The sequence below is a fragment of the Neorhizobium sp. PAMB6630 genome, from assembly GCF_058242775.1.
Window position 1 is genome coordinate 1,612,562 of sequence record NZ_CM177836.1, and the last position, 16,050, is coordinate 1,628,611.

At 60.1% G+C, this 16,050-nt stretch carries 15 protein-coding genes and 5 tRNA genes; 14 read left to right on the top strand and 6 right to left on the bottom strand.

The features are described 5' to 3' along the window. Positions 1-5: 5 nt before the first annotated feature. Positions 6-1,841 (bottom strand): PHA/PHB synthase family protein, encoded by a 1,836-nt coding sequence (locus tag AC4CWF_RS07600; RefSeq protein ID WP_491284584.1) that lies wholly within the window; start codon positions 1,839-1,841, stop codon positions 6-8. Between the two features lie 162 nt (positions 1,842-2,003). On the opposite strand from AC4CWF_RS07600, the gene AC4CWF_RS07605 reads away from it, so the two are divergent. The 5 genes from AC4CWF_RS07605 (at position 2,004) to recJ (ending at position 7,363) form a co-directional block, all read left to right on the top strand. Beyond that, on the top strand, positions 2,004-2,372 hold the full coding sequence (locus AC4CWF_RS07605) for a hypothetical protein (RefSeq protein ID WP_491284585.1): 369 nt from the start codon (positions 2,004-2,006) through the stop codon (positions 2,370-2,372). A gap of 110 nt (positions 2,373-2,482) precedes the next feature. Continuing rightward, a complete protein-coding gene (locus tag AC4CWF_RS07610) occupies positions 2,483-3,700 on the top strand; it encodes an LL-diaminopimelate aminotransferase (protein ID WP_491284586.1) in 1,218 nt (405 codons plus the stop codon). A gap of 63 nt (positions 3,701-3,763) precedes the next feature. Continuing rightward, entirely contained in the window at positions 3,764-5,083 is a 1,320-nt protein-coding gene (locus AC4CWF_RS07615; protein ID WP_491284588.1) for a homoserine dehydrogenase, read from the top strand. 151 nt (positions 5,084-5,234) lie between these two features. Then, complete coding sequence (locus tag AC4CWF_RS07620) at positions 5,235-5,441, top strand: hypothetical protein (protein WP_491284589.1); 207 nt, start codon at positions 5,235-5,237, stop codon at positions 5,439-5,441. Between the two features lie 119 nt (positions 5,442-5,560). Further along, positions 5,561-7,363, top strand: coding sequence for a single-stranded-DNA-specific exonuclease RecJ (gene recJ / locus AC4CWF_RS07625; protein WP_491284590.1), 1,803 nt, complete (start codon positions 5,561-5,563; stop codon positions 7,361-7,363). A gap of 82 nt (positions 7,364-7,445) precedes the next feature. On the opposite strand, the gene AC4CWF_RS07630 is transcribed toward recJ, so the two are convergent. The 5 genes from AC4CWF_RS07630 to gloA all read right to left on the bottom strand — a co-directional run bounded on the left by AC4CWF_RS07630 (position 7,446) and on the right by gloA (position 9,438). After that, positions 7,446-7,520 (bottom strand) — tRNA-Glu (locus tag AC4CWF_RS07630). A 180-nt stretch (positions 7,521-7,700) separates the two neighbouring features. Then, positions 7,701-7,775 (bottom strand) — tRNA-Glu (locus tag AC4CWF_RS07635). Between the two features lie 180 nt (positions 7,776-7,955). Further along, a tRNA-Glu gene (locus AC4CWF_RS07640) sits at positions 7,956-8,030 on the bottom strand. Positions 8,031-8,204: 174 nt separating this feature from the next. Then, positions 8,205-8,840 carry a hypothetical protein gene (locus tag AC4CWF_RS07645; RefSeq protein ID WP_491284591.1) on the bottom strand — a complete coding sequence of 212 codons (636 nt, stop codon included), beginning with the start codon at positions 8,838-8,840 and terminating at the stop codon, positions 8,205-8,207. A 157-nt stretch (positions 8,841-8,997) separates the two neighbouring features. Beyond that, positions 8,998-9,438 (bottom strand): lactoylglutathione lyase, encoded by a 441-nt coding sequence (gene gloA, locus AC4CWF_RS07650; RefSeq protein WP_491284593.1) that lies wholly within the window; start codon positions 9,436-9,438, stop codon positions 8,998-9,000. Between the two features lie 210 nt (positions 9,439-9,648). On the opposite strand from gloA, the gene AC4CWF_RS07655 reads away from it, so the two are divergent. The 9 genes from AC4CWF_RS07655 to AC4CWF_RS07695 all read left to right on the top strand — a co-directional run bounded on the left by AC4CWF_RS07655 (position 9,649) and on the right by AC4CWF_RS07695 (position 16,038). Then, positions 9,649-10,227 carry a cold-shock protein gene (locus tag AC4CWF_RS07655; RefSeq protein WP_491284594.1) on the top strand — a complete coding sequence of 193 codons (579 nt, stop codon included), beginning with the start codon at positions 9,649-9,651 and terminating at the stop codon, positions 10,225-10,227. Then, positions 10,227-10,700, top strand: a complete 474-nt coding sequence (locus tag AC4CWF_RS07660; RefSeq protein WP_491284596.1) for a DUF192 domain-containing protein — start codon at positions 10,227-10,229, stop codon at positions 10,698-10,700. The genes AC4CWF_RS07655 and AC4CWF_RS07660 overlap by 1 nt, the downstream gene beginning before the upstream one ends. 83 nt (positions 10,701-10,783) lie before the next feature. Continuing rightward, positions 10,784-10,860, top strand: a tRNA-Pro gene (locus AC4CWF_RS07665). A gap of 140 nt (positions 10,861-11,000) precedes the next feature. Next, a complete protein-coding gene (locus tag AC4CWF_RS07670) occupies positions 11,001-11,306 on the top strand; it encodes an ETC complex I subunit (protein ID WP_491284598.1) in 306 nt (101 codons plus the stop codon). Between the two features lie 39 nt (positions 11,307-11,345). Next, positions 11,346-11,422 (top strand) — tRNA-Arg (locus AC4CWF_RS07675). A 106-nt stretch (positions 11,423-11,528) separates the two neighbouring features. Continuing rightward, entirely contained in the window at positions 11,529-12,065 is a 537-nt protein-coding gene (locus AC4CWF_RS07680) for a dihydrofolate reductase (protein ID WP_491284600.1), read from the top strand. Positions 12,066-12,211: 146 nt separating this feature from the next. Beyond that, positions 12,212-13,330 carry an FtsH protease activity modulator HflK gene (hflK, locus tag AC4CWF_RS07685; RefSeq protein WP_491284602.1) on the top strand — a complete coding sequence of 373 codons (1,119 nt, stop codon included), beginning with the start codon at positions 12,212-12,214 and terminating at the stop codon, positions 13,328-13,330. Then, a complete protein-coding gene (gene hflC, locus AC4CWF_RS07690; RefSeq protein ID WP_491284604.1) occupies positions 13,327-14,304 on the top strand; it encodes a protease modulator HflC in 978 nt (325 codons plus the stop codon). The genes hflK and hflC overlap by 4 nt, the downstream gene beginning before the upstream one ends. A gap of 246 nt (positions 14,305-14,550) precedes the next feature. Beyond that, a complete protein-coding gene (locus AC4CWF_RS07695) occupies positions 14,551-16,038 on the top strand; it encodes a DegQ family serine endoprotease (protein WP_491285274.1) in 1,488 nt (495 codons plus the stop codon). Positions 16,039-16,050: the final 12 nt, after the last annotated feature.

Sequence of the window (16,050 nt, forward strand, 5' to 3'; positions counted from 1 at the left end):
GGCGGTCAACTGCGCACCAGCACATAGGTGCCGGGGGCATCGCCGAGGGTTTTGTCGGCCGGCGGCACCCGTGCCGGAACCCGGCGGGCATCGCGTGCCTCCATCCATGCCTGCCAGTGCGGCCACCAGGAACCGGGCGTTTCCTTGGCGGTCGCCACCCAATCCTCCAGCGCGCCGATGGGCTTGCCGTTCGTCCAGTACTGGTACTTGTTCCTGTCCGGCGGGTTGACCACACCGGCGATATGGCCGGAACCGCTCAACACGAAATCCACTGGCCCGCCGAAGAAAGTGCATCCGGCAAAGACGGATTTTGCCGGCGCGATATGGTCCTCGCGGGCGGCCAGATTATAGATGGGAATGCTGACGTCCTGGAGGCTGACGGTCTTGCCGAACAGTGTCATCTCGCCCTTGCTCAACCGGTTTTCGAGGTAACAATTGCGCAGGTAGAAAGCGTGGTTGGCGGCCGTCATGCGTGTCGAATCGGAGTTCCAGTAAAGAAGGTCGAAGGCCGTCGGCTCCTGGCCCTTCAGGTAATTGCCGACCACATAGGGCCAGATCAGTTCGGAGGCGCGCAGCATGTTGAAGGCGCTCGCCATCTTGGAACCGGCGAGATAACCGGCGGCTTTCATCTGGCCCTCCAGCGCTTCCAACTGTTCCTCGTCGACAAACACCTTCAAATCGCCCGCATGGGTGAAATCTACCTGCGTGGTGAAGAAGGTCGCCGCCTGCACGCGCCGGTCGCCGCGCGCTGCGTGGACGGCAAGCGTTGCCGACAAAAGCGTACCGCCGACGCAGTAACCGATGACATTTATCTCTTTTTCGCCCGCCGCCTTTTCCACGGCAGACAGCGCAAAATCGATGCCGTCTGCGCTGTAATCCTCCCAGGAGAAACTGGCATGGTGTTCATCCGGGTTGACCCAGGAAATGACGAAGACCGTATGCCCCTGGTCGACGCACCATTTGATAAAACTCTTCTGCGGACCGAGATCGAGAATGTAGAACTTGTTGATCCATGGCGGCACGATCAGCAGCGGCCGCTTGAATACGGTCTCCGTCGTCGGGGAATACTGGATAACCTCGCAGATCGCATTGCGCGCCACCACCTTGCCCGGTGTCAGCGCCAGGTTCTTGCCGAGCGCGAATTTATGAGTGTCGGTCTGGCGAAGGCGCAACTCGCCGCGGCCGGCGGCAATGTCTTCCGCCAGCATTTTCATGCCCTGCACGAAATTGGCCCCATCGGTGGACACGGTCTCGCGATAGACTTCCGGGTTGGTCAGGGCAAAATTGGCGGGCGAAAGGGCAGCCGTCAGCTGGCGCACGTAAAAGGCTGCCTTGTGGCGGGTATGATCATCAAGCCCTTCCGCCTTCTCCACCAGCTTTTCCGCCCATTCGGCCGTGACCAGATAGACCTGACGCAGGAAGGCGAAAAACGGGTTCTGGCGCCAGTCCGGATCGGCAAAACGTTTGTCCTTGCGCAGGGTGTCGGGTTCTTCCGGTCCGGCCTCGCCGGACAGCCGGCTCAGCGTATTCATCCAGATGCCCATGTAGGAGGAGAGGAGGAGGGACTGTGCTTCCAGCGTTCGCTGCGGCTCCGACATCCAGTATTCGATGACCTTGGACAGGGTCTTGATCATGTCCGTCATCGGGTCGAGCGTGTCCACCCGTTCGCCACGTTCGCGCGGGGCCAGCCATTCGGTTGCCGCCTTGCCAAGGTTTTCGGCGGCCTTGGCCAGATTGACCGCAAGCTTCTGGGGATCCTTCACCACATAGGCTTCGAACGATTTCGGATCGAAACCCTTGGAACCACCCTCCGGGCGGCTCGCCTTCTCGCGCGTATCCATGGTGTCTCTCTCCCCTTTTCCACCCTGTTATAATCGTTGTTTTGGTTTTTACATTCTGCCTGAAAACGAATACAAGTGCCAGCGATAGCGGCCTGTCCAGGCCGTATGCTGGTGCAGATTAGGGTTGCGTCAATGGTGGAACTAGCGCGAGGGCTTCGTTGGATGCCTTTGTTTCTTGGTGTGTCGGTGATGCCGCTTGCGCTTGTCGGGTGCAATTCCTTCAAGCTGGATGACGGCGTTCCCAACACCCCGCCGCAGGCAACGGTGGTTGGGCCAAGGGAGGCGCCGCGCCCGGAAGCGCTCTCCAAGAAGGATACCGGAACCTATCCGACCTTTGCCGGTCCGCTGACGGCCGCCAACAAGCAGATCGATGATTCGGATGCCACCACGGCGCAGGAGCAGATGACCAAGCTTGCCGCCGCCCGCGCCAATGGTTCGGTGTCCGAGGCGGATTATCAGGCGCGCATTGCCGAACTGCGCAAGCTTGCTGCCGATCATGCGGCCGACACGCAGAGCCAGATCAGCAAATAGCACTTGCGTTCCGGCCCTTTTGGACGCAAAGCAACCACCATCGGAGGCACCCCTTTTGCCTCTTATACTTGCCCCTATTCACTGCTCTGGATGCCCTCACGAGGATCGCGATGGAAGAGTTTCATAAAGTCCGCAGACTGCCGCCTTACGTTTTCGAACAGGTCAACCGTTTGAAGGCCAGCGCGCGAGCGGGCGGCGCGGACATTATCGATCTCGGCATGGGCAATCCCGACCTTCCGACACCGAAGGCCATCGTCGACAAGCTGTGCGAAGTGGTGCAGGACCCGCGCACGCACCGTTACTCTTCTTCCAAGGGCATTCCCGGCCTTCGCCGCGCGCAGGCTTCCTATTATGCCCGCCGCTTCGGCGTGAAGCTGAACCCGGAAACGCAGGTCGTCGCCACCCTCGGTTCCAAGGAAGGTTTTGCCAACATGGCGCAGGCGATCACCGCGCCCGGTGACGTGATCCTCTGCCCGGATCCGACCTATCCGATCCATGCCTTCGGTTTCCTGATGGCAGGCGGCGTGATCCGCTCGATCCCGGTCGAACCTGACGACAATTTCTTCGCGCCACTAGAGCGGGCCGTGCGCCACTCGATCCCGAAGCCGCTCGCGCTCGTCATCAACTATCCGTCCAACCCGACGGCGAAGGTTGCAAGCCTTGATTTCTACAAGGACGTGATCGCATTCGCCAAGAAGCACGAGATCATCGTGCTCTCGGATCTCGCCTATTCCGAAATCTATTTCGATGGCGAGCCGCCGCCGTCCGTGCTGGAAGTGCCCGGCGCCATCGACGTGACGGTGGAATTCACCTCGATGTCCAAGACGTTTTCCATGCCCGGCTGGCGCATGGGCTTTGCCGTTGGCAATGAGCGGCTGATCGCGGCGTTGACGCGGGTCAAATCCTATCTCGATTACGGCGCTTTCACGCCGATCCAGGTGGCGGCAAGCCATGCGCTGAATGGCGACGGTTCCGACATTGCCGAGGTACGCTCCATCTACAAGCGCCGCCGCGATGTGATGGTCGAAAGCTTTGGTAAGGCCGGCTTCGAGGTTCCGCCGCCGGCGGCCACCATGTTTGCTTGGGCGAAAATTCCGGAAAAGTTCCGCCATCTCGGTTCGCTCGAATTTTCCAAGCTGCTGGTCGAAAAGGCCGATGTGGCCGTGGCACCGGGCGTCGGCTTTGGCGAACAGGGCGACGAATATGTGCGTCTCGCGCTGGTGGAGAACGAACACCGCATCCGCCAGGCCGCCCGCAACATCAAGAAATTCATGTCGACGGCCGACGAGACCATGCACAACGTCATTTCGCTCAACGCCCACCGTTGAGACCCACTTTATAAAGGGCGGCCGTTCGCGCCGCCCGTTTAACGACTTTTCAGGAACATGATCATGGCAGACGCCCTCAAAATCGGTATTGCGGGTCTGGGCACCGTTGGGGCATCGCTCGCAAAAATCCTTGTCATGCGGGCAAACGAACTGGCGGTCACCTGCGGGCGTCCGATTACGATTGCAGCCGTCAGCGCGCGTGACAAGACCCGTGACCGCGGCCTCGATCTCTCGGCTGTCCAGTGGTTCGATACGCCGGAAGAGATGGCGGAAAAGGCCGATATCGATGTCTTCGTCGAGTTGATCGGCGGTGCCGAAGGGGCGGCCGATCGTTCGGTTCGCGCAGCTCTTGCGCGCGGCCTGCATGTGGTCACGGCCAACAAGGCGCTTCTCGCGCGCTCCGGCGTTGAACTTGCCAAGGCCGCCGAAGAAAAGGGCGTGCTCCTCAACTACGAAGCGGCGGTGGCCGGCGGTATCCCCGTCATCAAGGCACTGCGCGAATCGTTGACCGGCAATACCGTCAGCCGCGTCTACGGCATCATGAATGGCACCTGCAATTACATCCTCACACGGATGGAAAAGGAGGGGCTGACTTTCGAGGCCTGCCTGAAGGAAGCCCAGCGTCTTGGTTATGCGGAGGCAGATCCGACCTTCGATATCGAGGGCAATGATACCGCGCATAAGCTCGCGATCCTGACGACGCTTGCCTTCGGCACAGAGATTGCCGCCGACGAGATCTATCTCGAAGGCATTTCCAACATCTCGATCGAGGATATCCATGCGGCCGCCGACCTCGGGTATCGCATCAAGCTTCTCGGCGTTGCCCAGCGCACCGAGAGCGGCATCGAACAGCGGGTTCACCCGACCATGGTGCCGCATGACAGCGTGATTGCGCAGGTGGATGGCGTAACGAATGCCGTTGCCATCGAATCGGATATTCTGGGCGAATTGCTGATGGTAGGCCCCGGCGCCGGCGGCAATGCGACGGCCTCTGCCGTTCTCGGCGATATCGCCGATATTGCAAAAAGCCAGCCGGGCACGCAGCGTGTGCCTGTTCTCGGCACGCCGGCGGCAGCGCTTGCACCTTATCGCAAGGCGCAGATCCAGAGCCATGAAGGCGGTTATTTCATTCGCCTCACCGTATCTGACCGCACCGGCGTGTTTGCCAATGTCGCGACACAGATGGCCGATAACGGCATTTCGCTGGAATCGATCGTGCAGCGCGCCAATGGCGGCTCGGCAGACGGCGCAAAGACCATCATTCTCGTCACCCACGCGACGACGGAAGTGTCGATCCGCAAGGCCGTCGCCGGCATCAAGGCGGAAAGTTATCTGGCCAGCGAACCGCAGGTGATCCGCATCGAGCGACCGAAGGCTTTCTGACATCGTTCAAATTGCGAGCTTTTCAAAGGCGCACCCCGTAAGGGAGGCGCCTTTTTCATGCGAATCGCCCATGGCCGGGCCATGACTGGCGCACAGGCATTATTAGGGATACACTGCGTCGATACTTCATAAGCGAAGGGAGGCGCCTGTGATGTCTATTCTGTCTTTCAAACAGCCTGTCGTGCCTGATACGGCGACGATTCTGCGTCGGAGCAAACCTTTGCCCCGGCCGCCGGAAGAAGGTCTCGACGGCGAGGATCTGACGCGTGAGGAAGCCGATCACAACTGGGCTGTTGCCGTGGCGCTTGCGTCATGGCCTATCTGCCTGGGTGCATCGGCGGTCTGGGCCGTGCTCTGAGCAAGGGTTGAGACGCTCATGCCGGCGGGCGGCGATAAATTTCTGCGCTAACTGATACCGATCTTTGCATTTATGCAGTAGAAGCGGGCCATGTATCTGCGACCGCCAGCCAAATTGTCATGACAGAACCTGTCGATCCCGTATCGCGGGCGTTTCTCGGTGTGGAACGCTCGGCAAGCGGCCAGCGCTGGGTGTCGCGGCTGGATCAGGCCGGGCAGAACCGTGCGCTGGCGATGGCGCAGGTTCATGGCATTCCGGACCTGATTTCGCGCGTTCTCGCGGGCAGGGGCGTTGGCGTGGACGAAGCGCCGGCCTTTCTCGATCCCACCATCCGCAGCCTGATGCCGGAGCCGTTTACGCTGAAGGACTGCGACAAGGCGGCAGCGCGCTTGGCGGACGCCGTGGCGCGGCGCGAAAAAGTGGCGATCTTCGGCGATTACGATGTGGATGGGGCAGCGTCTTCGGCGCTGATGGCGCGGTTCTTCCATCATTTCGGCGTCGAGGCCGAGATCTACATTCCCGACCGGATTTTTGAAGGTTATGGCCCGAACGCCAATGCCATCCGCCAGCTGATCGCAGGCGGCGCAAATCTCATCGTCACGGTCGATTGTGGCTCCACAAGCCATGAGGCGCTGTCGGCGGCCGTCGAGGATAAATGCGATGTCGTGGTCATCGACCATCACCAGATGGGACCGCAGCTGCCGCCGTGCCTGGCGCTGGTCAATCCCAACCGCAACGACGACCTCTCAGGGCAGGGGCATCTCTGCGCCGCAGGCGTTGTGTTCATCGTTCTGGTGGCCACGGCCCGGCTTTTGCGCGAGCGAGGCGATCCCCGCGCAAAGACGCTCGATCTCCTGGCCTGGCTCGATATCGTCGCGCTCGCGACCGTCTGCGATGTCGTGCCGCTGAAGGGGCTGAACCGCGCCTATGTGGTGAAGGGCCTGCTGGCGGCCCGTCACATGGGCAATGCGGGACTTGCTGCCCTGTTTCGCAAGGCGGGACTTGGCGGGCCGGTGACGCCCTATCATCTCGGTTTCCTCGTTGGCCCGCGCATCAATGCCGGCGGGCGTATAGGTGATGCCGCGCTCGGCAGCCGTCTGCTGACCATGGATGAACCGGCCGAGGCCGATGAGATCGCCGCAAAGCTCGATGAGTTGAACCGCGAACGCCAGGTGATGGAAGCGGCCATGCTGGCCGAGGCCGAAGCGGAAGTGATTACCGAATACGGCACCGGCGAAAACGCTGCCGTTCTGGTGACGGCGCGGGAAAACTGGCACCCCGGCATTGTCGGGCTTTTGGCGGCCCGGCTGAAGGAAAAGTTCAAGCGCCCGGCCTTTGCCATCGCGCTTGATTCGTCTGGTCGCGGCACAGGCTCCGGCCGCTCCATTCCCGGCTTCGACATGGGAAAGATGGTGCGCGCTGCTGTCGACCAGGGACTGCTGGTGAAGGGCGGCGGGCATGCCATGGCGGCTGGGCTCACGGTGGAGCGCTCGAAGCTCGGCAGCCTGCGGGCCTATTTTGAACAGGTGGCCGGTGCCGTGATTCCCGACCTCGTGGCCAACCATATGCTGAAGATCGATGGCGCGCTTGCCGCATCCGGTGCAACACTTCAGCTGATCGACCAGATGGAGCAGGCGGGGCCTTATGGATCCGGCCACAGCCAGCCGGTGTTTGCCATGCCAGCCCATAGAATCATTGATGCGAGACTGATCGGCACGGCTCATGTGAAGGCGACGCTGCAGGCCATGGATGGCACGCGGCTGGATGCCATCGCCTTTCGCGCCGCCGAAACGCCGCTTGGTCAATTGCTGTTATCGTCGAGGGGAAGTCAGCTGCATGTGGCAGGATGTCTTGGCGCCGATCACTGGCAGGGCAGCCGCCGCGTGCAGCTGCGCATTCTCGACGCCGCCAAGGCCATGTGATTGGGGAACGCGGCACGACATCTACCGCCGCGAAAAACCCGGCAGTGTGAAACGTCACGTTATCTGAAAATGAAAAGAGAAGTGGCACGCCCTAGGGGAGTCGAACCCCTCTTCCCAGAATGAAAATCTGGTGTCCTAACCGATAGACGAAGGGCGCGTGCGCTTCGTGGTGGCGCCCTTATATGGGGGCGACGGCTGTCATGCAAGCGTCAAAATCACAATTTCCGTATTGTTTTTTCAACGGAACGAGCGATTTTTCAACAGGCGCCAAACGACGGCAACCAGGCTGAAGATCGCAGCCAAACCAACGGGTTATGAAGGGGATTTCAAAAAGAAGTGGCACGCCCTAGGGGAGTCGAACCCCTCTTCCCAGAATGAAAATCTGGTGTCCTAACCGATAGACGAAGGGCGCGTGCGCTTCGTGGTGGCGCCCTTATAGACGCAGATTTTTTCCGTGCAAGCGAAAAATGACGGCAGGCCAACGCTTTTTATCCGCGCCGGCTCGGATAACGGAACATCTGCGCAATGCTCTCGCGGACCGCGAAGAGCAGGCCGTCACAAATCATCATAACTGTAGTGAAATTACCCGAAGTGGCACGCCCTAGGGGAGTCGAACCCCTCTTCCCAGAATGAAAATCTGGTGTCCTAACCGATAGACGAAGGGCGCGTGCGCTTCGTGGTGGCGTCCTTATAGGGGGCAGTTTTCGTGCGTGCAAGCGGCATTTTGCTGAATCCCGCAAAAATATCGGATGGCGTAGTAAGAATTGTGGATGGCCGAAAGGCTGTTTCTTATCAAATGGTTAAAGGAGGGGCGCGGCTTCGGGGGCGGTGTGAACGGGCGCTACCACAAGCCATCCTTGGCACTTGTGCCGGTGGCGCGGGCTGCCGGCTGGGCGACCGGTTGGGCTGCCGGCTGGCGCGCGGTGACGGGGGCTGGGGGAGCGGTCTCTGCGCTGGTGCGTGCGCTGAACACGCTTCCCATCATCGGGTTGATTCGGCCGGGGGGAGCATAGGCCGCAGCGCCGCTTGCAGCGTTTGCCGCGTCCACGCGCGCCGTTGCAAGCGCAAAGATGCTGTTATTGCCGGCCTGAACCGTCGTTGGCTGGTTGATGACCTCGCCAAGGTTCTGCTGTTCCGGGGCAAGCTGGGCCATCTGCATCATGGGGTCGCCCGGCGCCGCCGGCTCACCGGCAAGCGGCGAGGGTGGCCGATAGGCGTGGCTTTTCGGTTTGGTCGCCGGCGATCCGGCCACTGCCACCATCGGATCGACATAATCGCCGGGTGCCGGCGCCTTGCTGCGTTCGGCCTGCGCCATGGCCTCTGTGGCGGTCTTCGGCTGTTGGCTTGCGGCGACAGGCTTTGCCTTTGCGGTGAGGCCGACACACCCGCTGAGCGACAGCGTGGCTGCGCCAAGGAGCGCGGCAAGGGCGATGCGGCGCAAAGGATCCGCGGCAGATGTCAAAGTGAGGTTCGCCATTCGCGCATTCCAGCTTCTGTTGTTCCCATATGAACTTCAGAATGGCGCATGAACCCTGCGTCAGGCTTGGCATCCGGCACGGTGGCGGATGCTGGTCTCTATAGAAGCGGAGGCAGAAGGCTGGCGCAACGGTTGCGCCAGCCTTGCAAGGCAAGGGTTACCAGCTGCCGGTATTGGGCATCGAGACCCAGGGTTCGGCAGGTTCAAGCGCCGGGCCCTTCTGCAGAAGCTCGATGGAAATACCGTCGGGCGAGCGGATGAAGGCCATGTTGCCATCGCGCGGCGGGCGGTTGATGACGACACCCATGTCCATCACGCGCTGGCAGGTCTCATAGATATTGTCGACTTCATAAGCGAGGTGCCCGAAATTGCGGCCGCCGGCATAATCCTCGGTATCCCAGTTATAGGTGAGTTCCAGCAGCGGCGCCTTGTTCTTCTCGCCGCTTTCGACATCCTCGTCGGCTGCGAGGAATATAAGCGTGAAGCGGCCCTTGTCGTTTTCGATGCGGCGCACCTCGGTCAAACCGAAGATCCGGGTGTAAAAATCGAGTGAGGCATCAAGGTCCTTGATGCGGACCATGGTGTGCAGATAACGCATGAAAAATTCCTCCTGAACGGTTGGCCGACGGGATCTGCGGCGGCATGCGGGATATGCCGCACTGGTCAGCCTCAGACAAGGAGTCTTCACTACAAAGAAAATCGAAACATGCGGACAGGGTCTTGCGCTGGACGAACGGCGCAATGTTAACATATCCTCTCAGAATCAGTTAACCGTGCGACCGTGACGCGTAACCCAGGGGCTGACAGAATGGCGGACAGAATGTCATCGAAGGGCGTAGCGATTTTTGAAGAACTCGCCGGCGAGCCGGTAGAGCTTATCGAAATCACTGGCGTCGTGAAATGGTTCGACGTGGCAAAGGGCTTCGGCTTCATCGTGCCCGATAACGGCATGCAGGATGTGCTTTTGCATGTGACCTGCCTGAGGCGGGATGGATACCAGACGATCCTGGAGGGAACGCGCATCGTGGCGCTGATCCAGCGCCGGGACCGTGGTTACCAGACGTTTCGGATCCTCTCCATGGATCAGTCGACGGCGGTTCATCCGTCGCAGCTGCCGCCGGTGCGCACGCATGTGCAGGTAACGGCGACGAGCGGTCTGGAACGGGCTCTGGTCAAATGGTTTAACCGCACCAAGGGCTTTGGTTTCCTGACGCGCGGCGAGGGCACAGAGGATATCTTCATCCACATGGAAACGCTCCGCCGTTACGGCCTGACGGAACTGCGCCCCGGACAGGTGGTGCTGGTGCGCTTCGGGCCTGGTGACAAGGGGCTGATGGCCGCCGAAATCCACCCGGATGGGCCAGCCGTTGCCTCCAGGGCGCATTGATGCGGGCCGTTTTGACCACCTTTGCTGCGAGCGCCATGATGGCGCTTTTGGCATTTTCGGCTGTTGCATCGGCGCAGATGCGGTTTGACAAGCAGCCGCTGACGATCGTCACGTCCTCCGGCGAGCGTCATGAATTCTCGGCGGAGCTGGCGCTTGATCCGGATCAGCGGGAGCAGGGGCTGATGTATCGCAAACAGATGGCGGCCAATGAGGGCATGCTGTTTGATTTTGGCGAAGCACGCGCCATTTCGATGTGGATGCGCAATACGCTCATCCCGCTCGACATGGTGTTCATCGACGATGCCGGCACCATCACCCATATCCATGAGCAGGCCGTGCCGCTGTCGGAGGCGATCATTTCGTCGCAAGGGCCGGTCAAATATGTACTGGAATTGAACGGCGGTGAGGCTGATAAGCGCAAAATCCACAAGGGCGACAAGGTGTTGAGCAAGCAGATTGGCAATCTTCCGTAACCGTCTGCAAGTTATCCTCATCTCCTTCCGATTTAGCTGTTGCGGCTGACGGGGGAACCGTGTATCCCGCAAACATCGTTGAACGGAGTGTAGCGCAGCCTGGTAGCGCATCTGGTTTGGGACCAGAGGGTCGGGAGTTCGAATCTCTCCACTCCGACCAACGGCATCGTAGACGTGCCGCTTCAAACCTGCTGCCGCGGGTTTTTCGTTTCCGCAAAAGGTAACGAGCCGCTGCAACACAACCGAAGCCTTCAGCGTTTACGGACGTAAAAAAGAGGCGCGAAAGGGAGCGTTGAGACGATGACGGCCAAGATTTTCCGTCCTGCCAAGACCGCGATGCAATCCGGCAAGGCAAATACCCATCTCTGGGTTCTCGAGTTCGACCAGGAAGAACCCCGCCGCATCGATCCGGTCCTCGGCTACACATCCTCATCCGATATGAACCAGCAGGTTCGCCTGACGTTCGAAACGCTGGAGCAGGCTCAGTCCTACGCCGAGCGCAACGGTATCGATTACCGGGTCATTCCGCCGAAGGAAGCCACGCGCCAGGTCGTCTCCTACACCGATAATTTCCGCTTCAACCGCATCCAGCCCTGGACTCACTGAGCCAGGGCTTTCGGCCTGCTGGCCGCGGTTGCCTTTTCAGGCCCCTTAGCTCAACTGGATAGAGCAACTGCCTTCTAAGCAGTAGGTCGCAGGTTCGAGTCCTGCAGGGGTCGCCACAGCTCTTCCGCGCAAGCTATTGTTTCAACGGCGGATCTTGTGAATCGGCGCTTCCAAAGCGTCTGATAGCCAATCGATTTCGAAAATTCAGTTCAGGGTGACAGCATGACGGAACGCACCATCCCGATCGCTATTTTTGCGGCTGTCTCTGAAAACAATGTCATCGGCCGTGATGGCGACATGCCGTGGAAGCTGTCGACGGATCTGAAGCGCTTTAAGACGATGACACTCGGCAAACCGATGGTGCTCGGCCGCAAGACCTTGGAAAGCTTTGGCGGAAAGCCACTGCCGGGCCGTCCGCATGTGGTGGTAACGCGCAATGCGGCTCTTGTCATAGAGGGAGCGGAGATCGTGACCTCACTTGATTCGGCCATACAGAGGGCAGGCGAGATTGCGGCGACCACCGGGGCCGAAGAAATTGGCGTGATCGGTGGCGGCGAGATTTATGCGCAGGCCATGGATGTAGTGGACCGGCTCTACATCACCCATGTCGAAACCGTCATAGACGATGGCGACACATTTTTTCCCGAGATCGATCCGGCTCTCTTCGACAAGGTGGAGGAGACTGTCGTGCCCGCAGGCGAAAAAGACAGTTTTCCCACCCGTTTTGCCATCTATCATCGCCGAACTGCGGCAAACTGAAACATTTCGTTACCTAACACCCGGATGTGAGCCTGCCGTGCGTTGAAAGCGACCTCCGCCATCCCTATAACGGGTCATAACCCGATTGCCGCATTTTTGACGCGGTTTTCAAGCGGGGCGGGAGTGACACGAACAAAGAGGTTTTGATGCCCTGGAGCAATCAGAATGGCGGCGGTCCCTGGGGGGGCGGCGGCGGCAATAACCAAGGGCCATGGGGTCAAGGCCCAAACCGTCCGCGCGGCGGTGGCAATGGCGGCGGGGGCGGAAACGGCGGCCCGCCGGATCTGGAAGATATCATTCGCCGCAGTCAGGATCGCTTGCGCGGCCTCATTCCCGGCGGTTTCAACGGCGGCGCGTTTCTGATCGTTTTCCTGATCATTCTCGCCTTTGTCGGTATCCAGTCCATCTATACGGTGCAGCCGGATGAACGCGGTGTCGAACTGCGTTTTGGCAAGCCGAAGGAAGAAATCTCCGGTCCTGGCCTGCATTTCCATTTCTGGCCGATTGAGACCGTCGAGATCGTTAAGGTCACCGAACAGCAGCAGAATATTGGCGGGCGTGGCGTTGCCAATTCCACCGAAGGCCTGATGCTGTCGGGAGACCAGAACATCGTCAACGTGCAGTTCTCGGTACTCTTCACCGTCAACGATCCGCGTGCCTATCTGTTTAACCTCGAAAGCCCGGCGGCAACCCTGCAGCAGGTGGCCGAAAGCGCCATGCGCGAAGTGGTTGGTCGTCGTCCCGCCCAGGATATTTTCCGCGATAACCGCGAGGAAATTTCCACGCAGGTGCGCGACATCATTCAGGGCACCATGGATACCTACGGATCCGGCATCGCCATCAACGCGGTTCCGATCGAAGATGCAGCGCCGCCGCGCGAAGTGGCCGATGCGTTTGAAGAAGTGCAGCGCGCCGAACAGGACGAAGACCGCTTCGTCGAGGAAGCCAACCAGTATGCCAACCAGAAGCTTGGTCAGGCACGCGGTCAGGCAGCCCAGGTTCGCGAAGAGGCATCCGCCTACAAGGATCGCGTCGTGAACGAAGCGACCGGTGAGGCCCAGCGCTTCATCTCGATCTACAATCAGTATGTGAACGCACCGGAAGTAACGCGCGAGCGCATCTTCCTGGAAACGATGGAGAACGTTCTGAAGAACGCCAACAAGATCATCGTGGAGGAAAAGCAGGGTGTTGTGCCGTATCTGCCGCTGACCGAACTGATGCGCCAGAACAATGCAGCCACTCCGGCGCAGGGAGGCAACCCATGAGTTCGAATCGTCTCCCGATCTTTATCATCGGCCTCGGCGTTATCCTGTTTCTCGTCTATTCCTCGGTCTTCGTGGTCAACGAGCGCCAGCAGGCCATCGTCGTGCGCTTCGGTCAGATCCAGGATGTGAAGACAGAGCCGGGTATCTACTTCAAGATGCCGTTTGCCTTCATGGATGCCGACCGCGTCCAGTATATCGAAGACCGCGCGTTGCGCTTCGATCTCGATAACATCCGCGTTCAGGTTCGCGGCGGCGCCTTCTACGAAGTCGATGCCTTCGTCGTCTACAAGATCACCGATGCACGTCGCTTCCGCGAAGCGGTTTCCGGTGACCGCGAATCGGCGGAATCGCGGCTTCGCACCCGTCTCGATGCTGCTCTTCGTCGCGTCTATGGTCTGCGCAATTTCTCCTCGGCTCTTTCCGATGAGCGTTCCTCCATGATGCAGGAAGTGCGTACCGACCTGCAGAACGCGGCCGAATCGCTGGGTCTTAACGTCAGCGACGTGCGCATCCGTCGCACAGATCTGACGCGGGAAGTTTCCCAGCAGACCTATCAGCGCATGAAGGCCGAGCGTCTGGCGGAAGCCGAACTGATCCGTGCCCGTGGTAACGAGCAGGGCCAGCGTCGCCGTGCCATTGCCGATCGCCAGGTTGTCGAATTCGTCTCGGAAGCCCAGCGCGATTCGGAAATCCTGCGCGGTGAGGGCGATGCCGAGCGGAACCGCATCTTTGCCGATGCCTTCTCGCGTGATCCCGGCTTCTTCGAGTTCTATCGCTCGATGCGGGCCTATGTGGCAGCGCTTGGCGACAAGAGCACGACCATGGTTCTGAGCCCGAATACGCAGTTCTTCCGCTACTTCAACCAGAGCAGCCCGCAGGTGGGCGGACCAGGTCCGACAGCGGGTCCTGCTGTTCCGGCAGCACCTGCGGCTGGCGCTCCGGCGGCACCCGCAGCACCTGCGCCTGCAAACTGACGAAAGCGCGTCCCACGCGGGACAAGTGCACGTTGGCGATTACTCTAAAAGGGGCGGCTTCGGTCGCCCCTTTCTCTGTATGGTCCGCCTGTTCGGTACCATCTTGAGGCGAGCCTCACGAAAAGGTAATTTCCACCGCCCTCTTTCCGCCGTATGCTTTTGGCGAAGTGCCACCCTTTTAACGCTCAAGGATGCCTGATGGTGAACTCCCTTCGATTGTCGCTGCGACATTCCCTGGCGACCGTGATGGCGCTGACGCTTGCTGGAACATCGGGCGCCGTGCCGGCCATGGCACAGACGACGATCACCGCCGGGCCATCTGCCAAGGTTGCCGGCGGCCCGGCATCGGTTGCCGATCTGGCTGAAGGCCTTCTCGATGCGGTGGTCAACATTTCCACATCGCAGAGCGTCAAGTCGGACGGAACCGGGGCAGGTCCGCAGCCGGTCATTCCGGAAGGCTCGCCGTTTCAGGAGTTTTTCAACGATTTCTTCGACGGACAGGGCAAGAAGGATAGCAACCGCAAGGTCAATTCGCTGGGCTCCGGTTTCGTCATCGATGCGTCAGGTTATGTGGTCACCAACAACCACGTCATCGAAGGCGCCGATGATATCGAGGTGATTTTTCCGAACGGCAACAAGTTGAAGGCGAAGCTGGTCGGCACCGATACGAAGACCGATCTTTCCGTGTTGAAGGTGGAGCCAAAGGTGCCGCTCAAATTCGTGCGATTCGGCGATTCCAAGACGATGCGAATCGGCGACTGGGTGATGGCAATCGGCAATCCCTTCGGTCTCGGCGGGTCCGTCACCGTCGGCATCATTTCGGCACGCGGACGCAACATCAATGCCGGTCCTTACGACAATTTTATCCAGACGGATGCGGCCATCAACAAAGGCAATTCCGGCGGCCCGCTGTTTAACATGAAAGGCGAGGTCATCGGCATTAACACGGCCATCATTTCGCCAAGCGGCGGCTCCATCGGCATCGGCTTTGCGGTGCCAACGGAACTGGCCCAGAATATCGTGCAGCAGCTGATCGACTTTGGCGAAACCCGGCGCGGCTGGCTCGGCGTGCGCATTCAGCCGGTGACCGATGATATCGCCGAAAGCTTGGGGCTCGATACCGCGCGCGGTGCGCTGATCTCCGGGGTCGTCAAGGATGGACCGGTCGATAACGGCGTGCTGAAGGCCGGCGACGTGATCCTCACCTTCGACGGCAAGCCGGTGAAGGAAATGCGCGACCTGCCGCTGGCCGTCGCGGAAAGCCCCGTCGGCAAGGAAGTCGATGTGCTGGTGCTGCGTGACGGCAAGGAGCAGACGATCAAGGTGACGCTTGGACAGCTGGAAGACGGCGCCGAAGCGGAGGCCGAGGATGACAAGCCGGCGCTTGCCGAAGGCAAGAACAGCGACACACCGGATCAGACAAAGCCGGAAGACCCCGCGGAATTGCTCGGCATGACCATCACCATGCTGGATGAGGCGCGCCACAAGAGTTTTGGCATTGCCGAAAGCGTCGAGGGCGTCGTTATCACCGATGTCGCGGCAGGATCGGTGGCCGCCGAAAAGGGGCTGAAGGCCGGCGAGGTGATTGTCGAGGTCGGCCAGGATTTTGTTGCAACGCCCGGCGACGTCACCTCGCGTATCGAGGAACTGAAGGGCGAGGGGCGCCGCAACGCCCATATGATGGTGGCCGGCGCCAATGGCGAACTGCGCTTTGTGGCGCTTCCGCTGGAATAATCCGCTTGATGT

Coding starts and splice junctions, on each gene's coding strand:
- AC4CWF_RS07645 (WP_491284591.1), bottom strand. CDS start 8,840: ATGGCGAACCTCACTTTGACATCTGCCGCGGATCCTTTGCGCCGCATC.
- AC4CWF_RS07605 (WP_491284585.1), top strand. CDS start 2,004: ATGCCTTTGTTTCTTGGTGTGTCGGTGATGCCGCTTGCGCTTGTCGGG.
- recJ (WP_491284590.1), top strand. CDS start 5,561: ATGACAGAACCTGTCGATCCCGTATCGCGGGCGTTTCTCGGTGTGGAA.
- AC4CWF_RS07670 (WP_491284598.1), top strand. CDS start 11,001: ATGACGGCCAAGATTTTCCGTCCTGCCAAGACCGCGATGCAATCCGGC.
- AC4CWF_RS07615 (WP_491284588.1), top strand. CDS start 3,764: ATGGCAGACGCCCTCAAAATCGGTATTGCGGGTCTGGGCACCGTTGGG.
- AC4CWF_RS07680 (WP_491284600.1), top strand. CDS start 11,529: ATGACGGAACGCACCATCCCGATCGCTATTTTTGCGGCTGTCTCTGAA.
- AC4CWF_RS07695 (WP_491285274.1), top strand. CDS start 14,551: ATGGCGCTGACGCTTGCTGGAACATCGGGCGCCGTGCCGGCCATGGCA.
- AC4CWF_RS07600 (WP_491284584.1), bottom strand. CDS start 1,841: ATGGATACGCGCGAGAAGGCGAGCCGCCCGGAGGGTGGTTCCAAGGGT.
- AC4CWF_RS07655 (WP_491284594.1), top strand. CDS start 9,649: ATGGCGGACAGAATGTCATCGAAGGGCGTAGCGATTTTTGAAGAACTC.
- gloA (WP_491284593.1), bottom strand. CDS start 9,438: ATGCGTTATCTGCACACCATGGTCCGCATCAAGGACCTTGATGCCTCA.
- AC4CWF_RS07660 (WP_491284596.1), top strand. CDS start 10,227: ATGCGGGCCGTTTTGACCACCTTTGCTGCGAGCGCCATGATGGCGCTT.
- AC4CWF_RS07610 (WP_491284586.1), top strand. CDS start 2,483: ATGGAAGAGTTTCATAAAGTCCGCAGACTGCCGCCTTACGTTTTCGAA.
- hflK (WP_491284602.1), top strand. CDS start 12,212: ATGCCCTGGAGCAATCAGAATGGCGGCGGTCCCTGGGGGGGCGGCGGC.
- hflC (WP_491284604.1), top strand. CDS start 13,327: ATGAGTTCGAATCGTCTCCCGATCTTTATCATCGGCCTCGGCGTTATC.
- AC4CWF_RS07620 (WP_491284589.1), top strand. CDS start 5,235: ATGTCTATTCTGTCTTTCAAACAGCCTGTCGTGCCTGATACGGCGACG.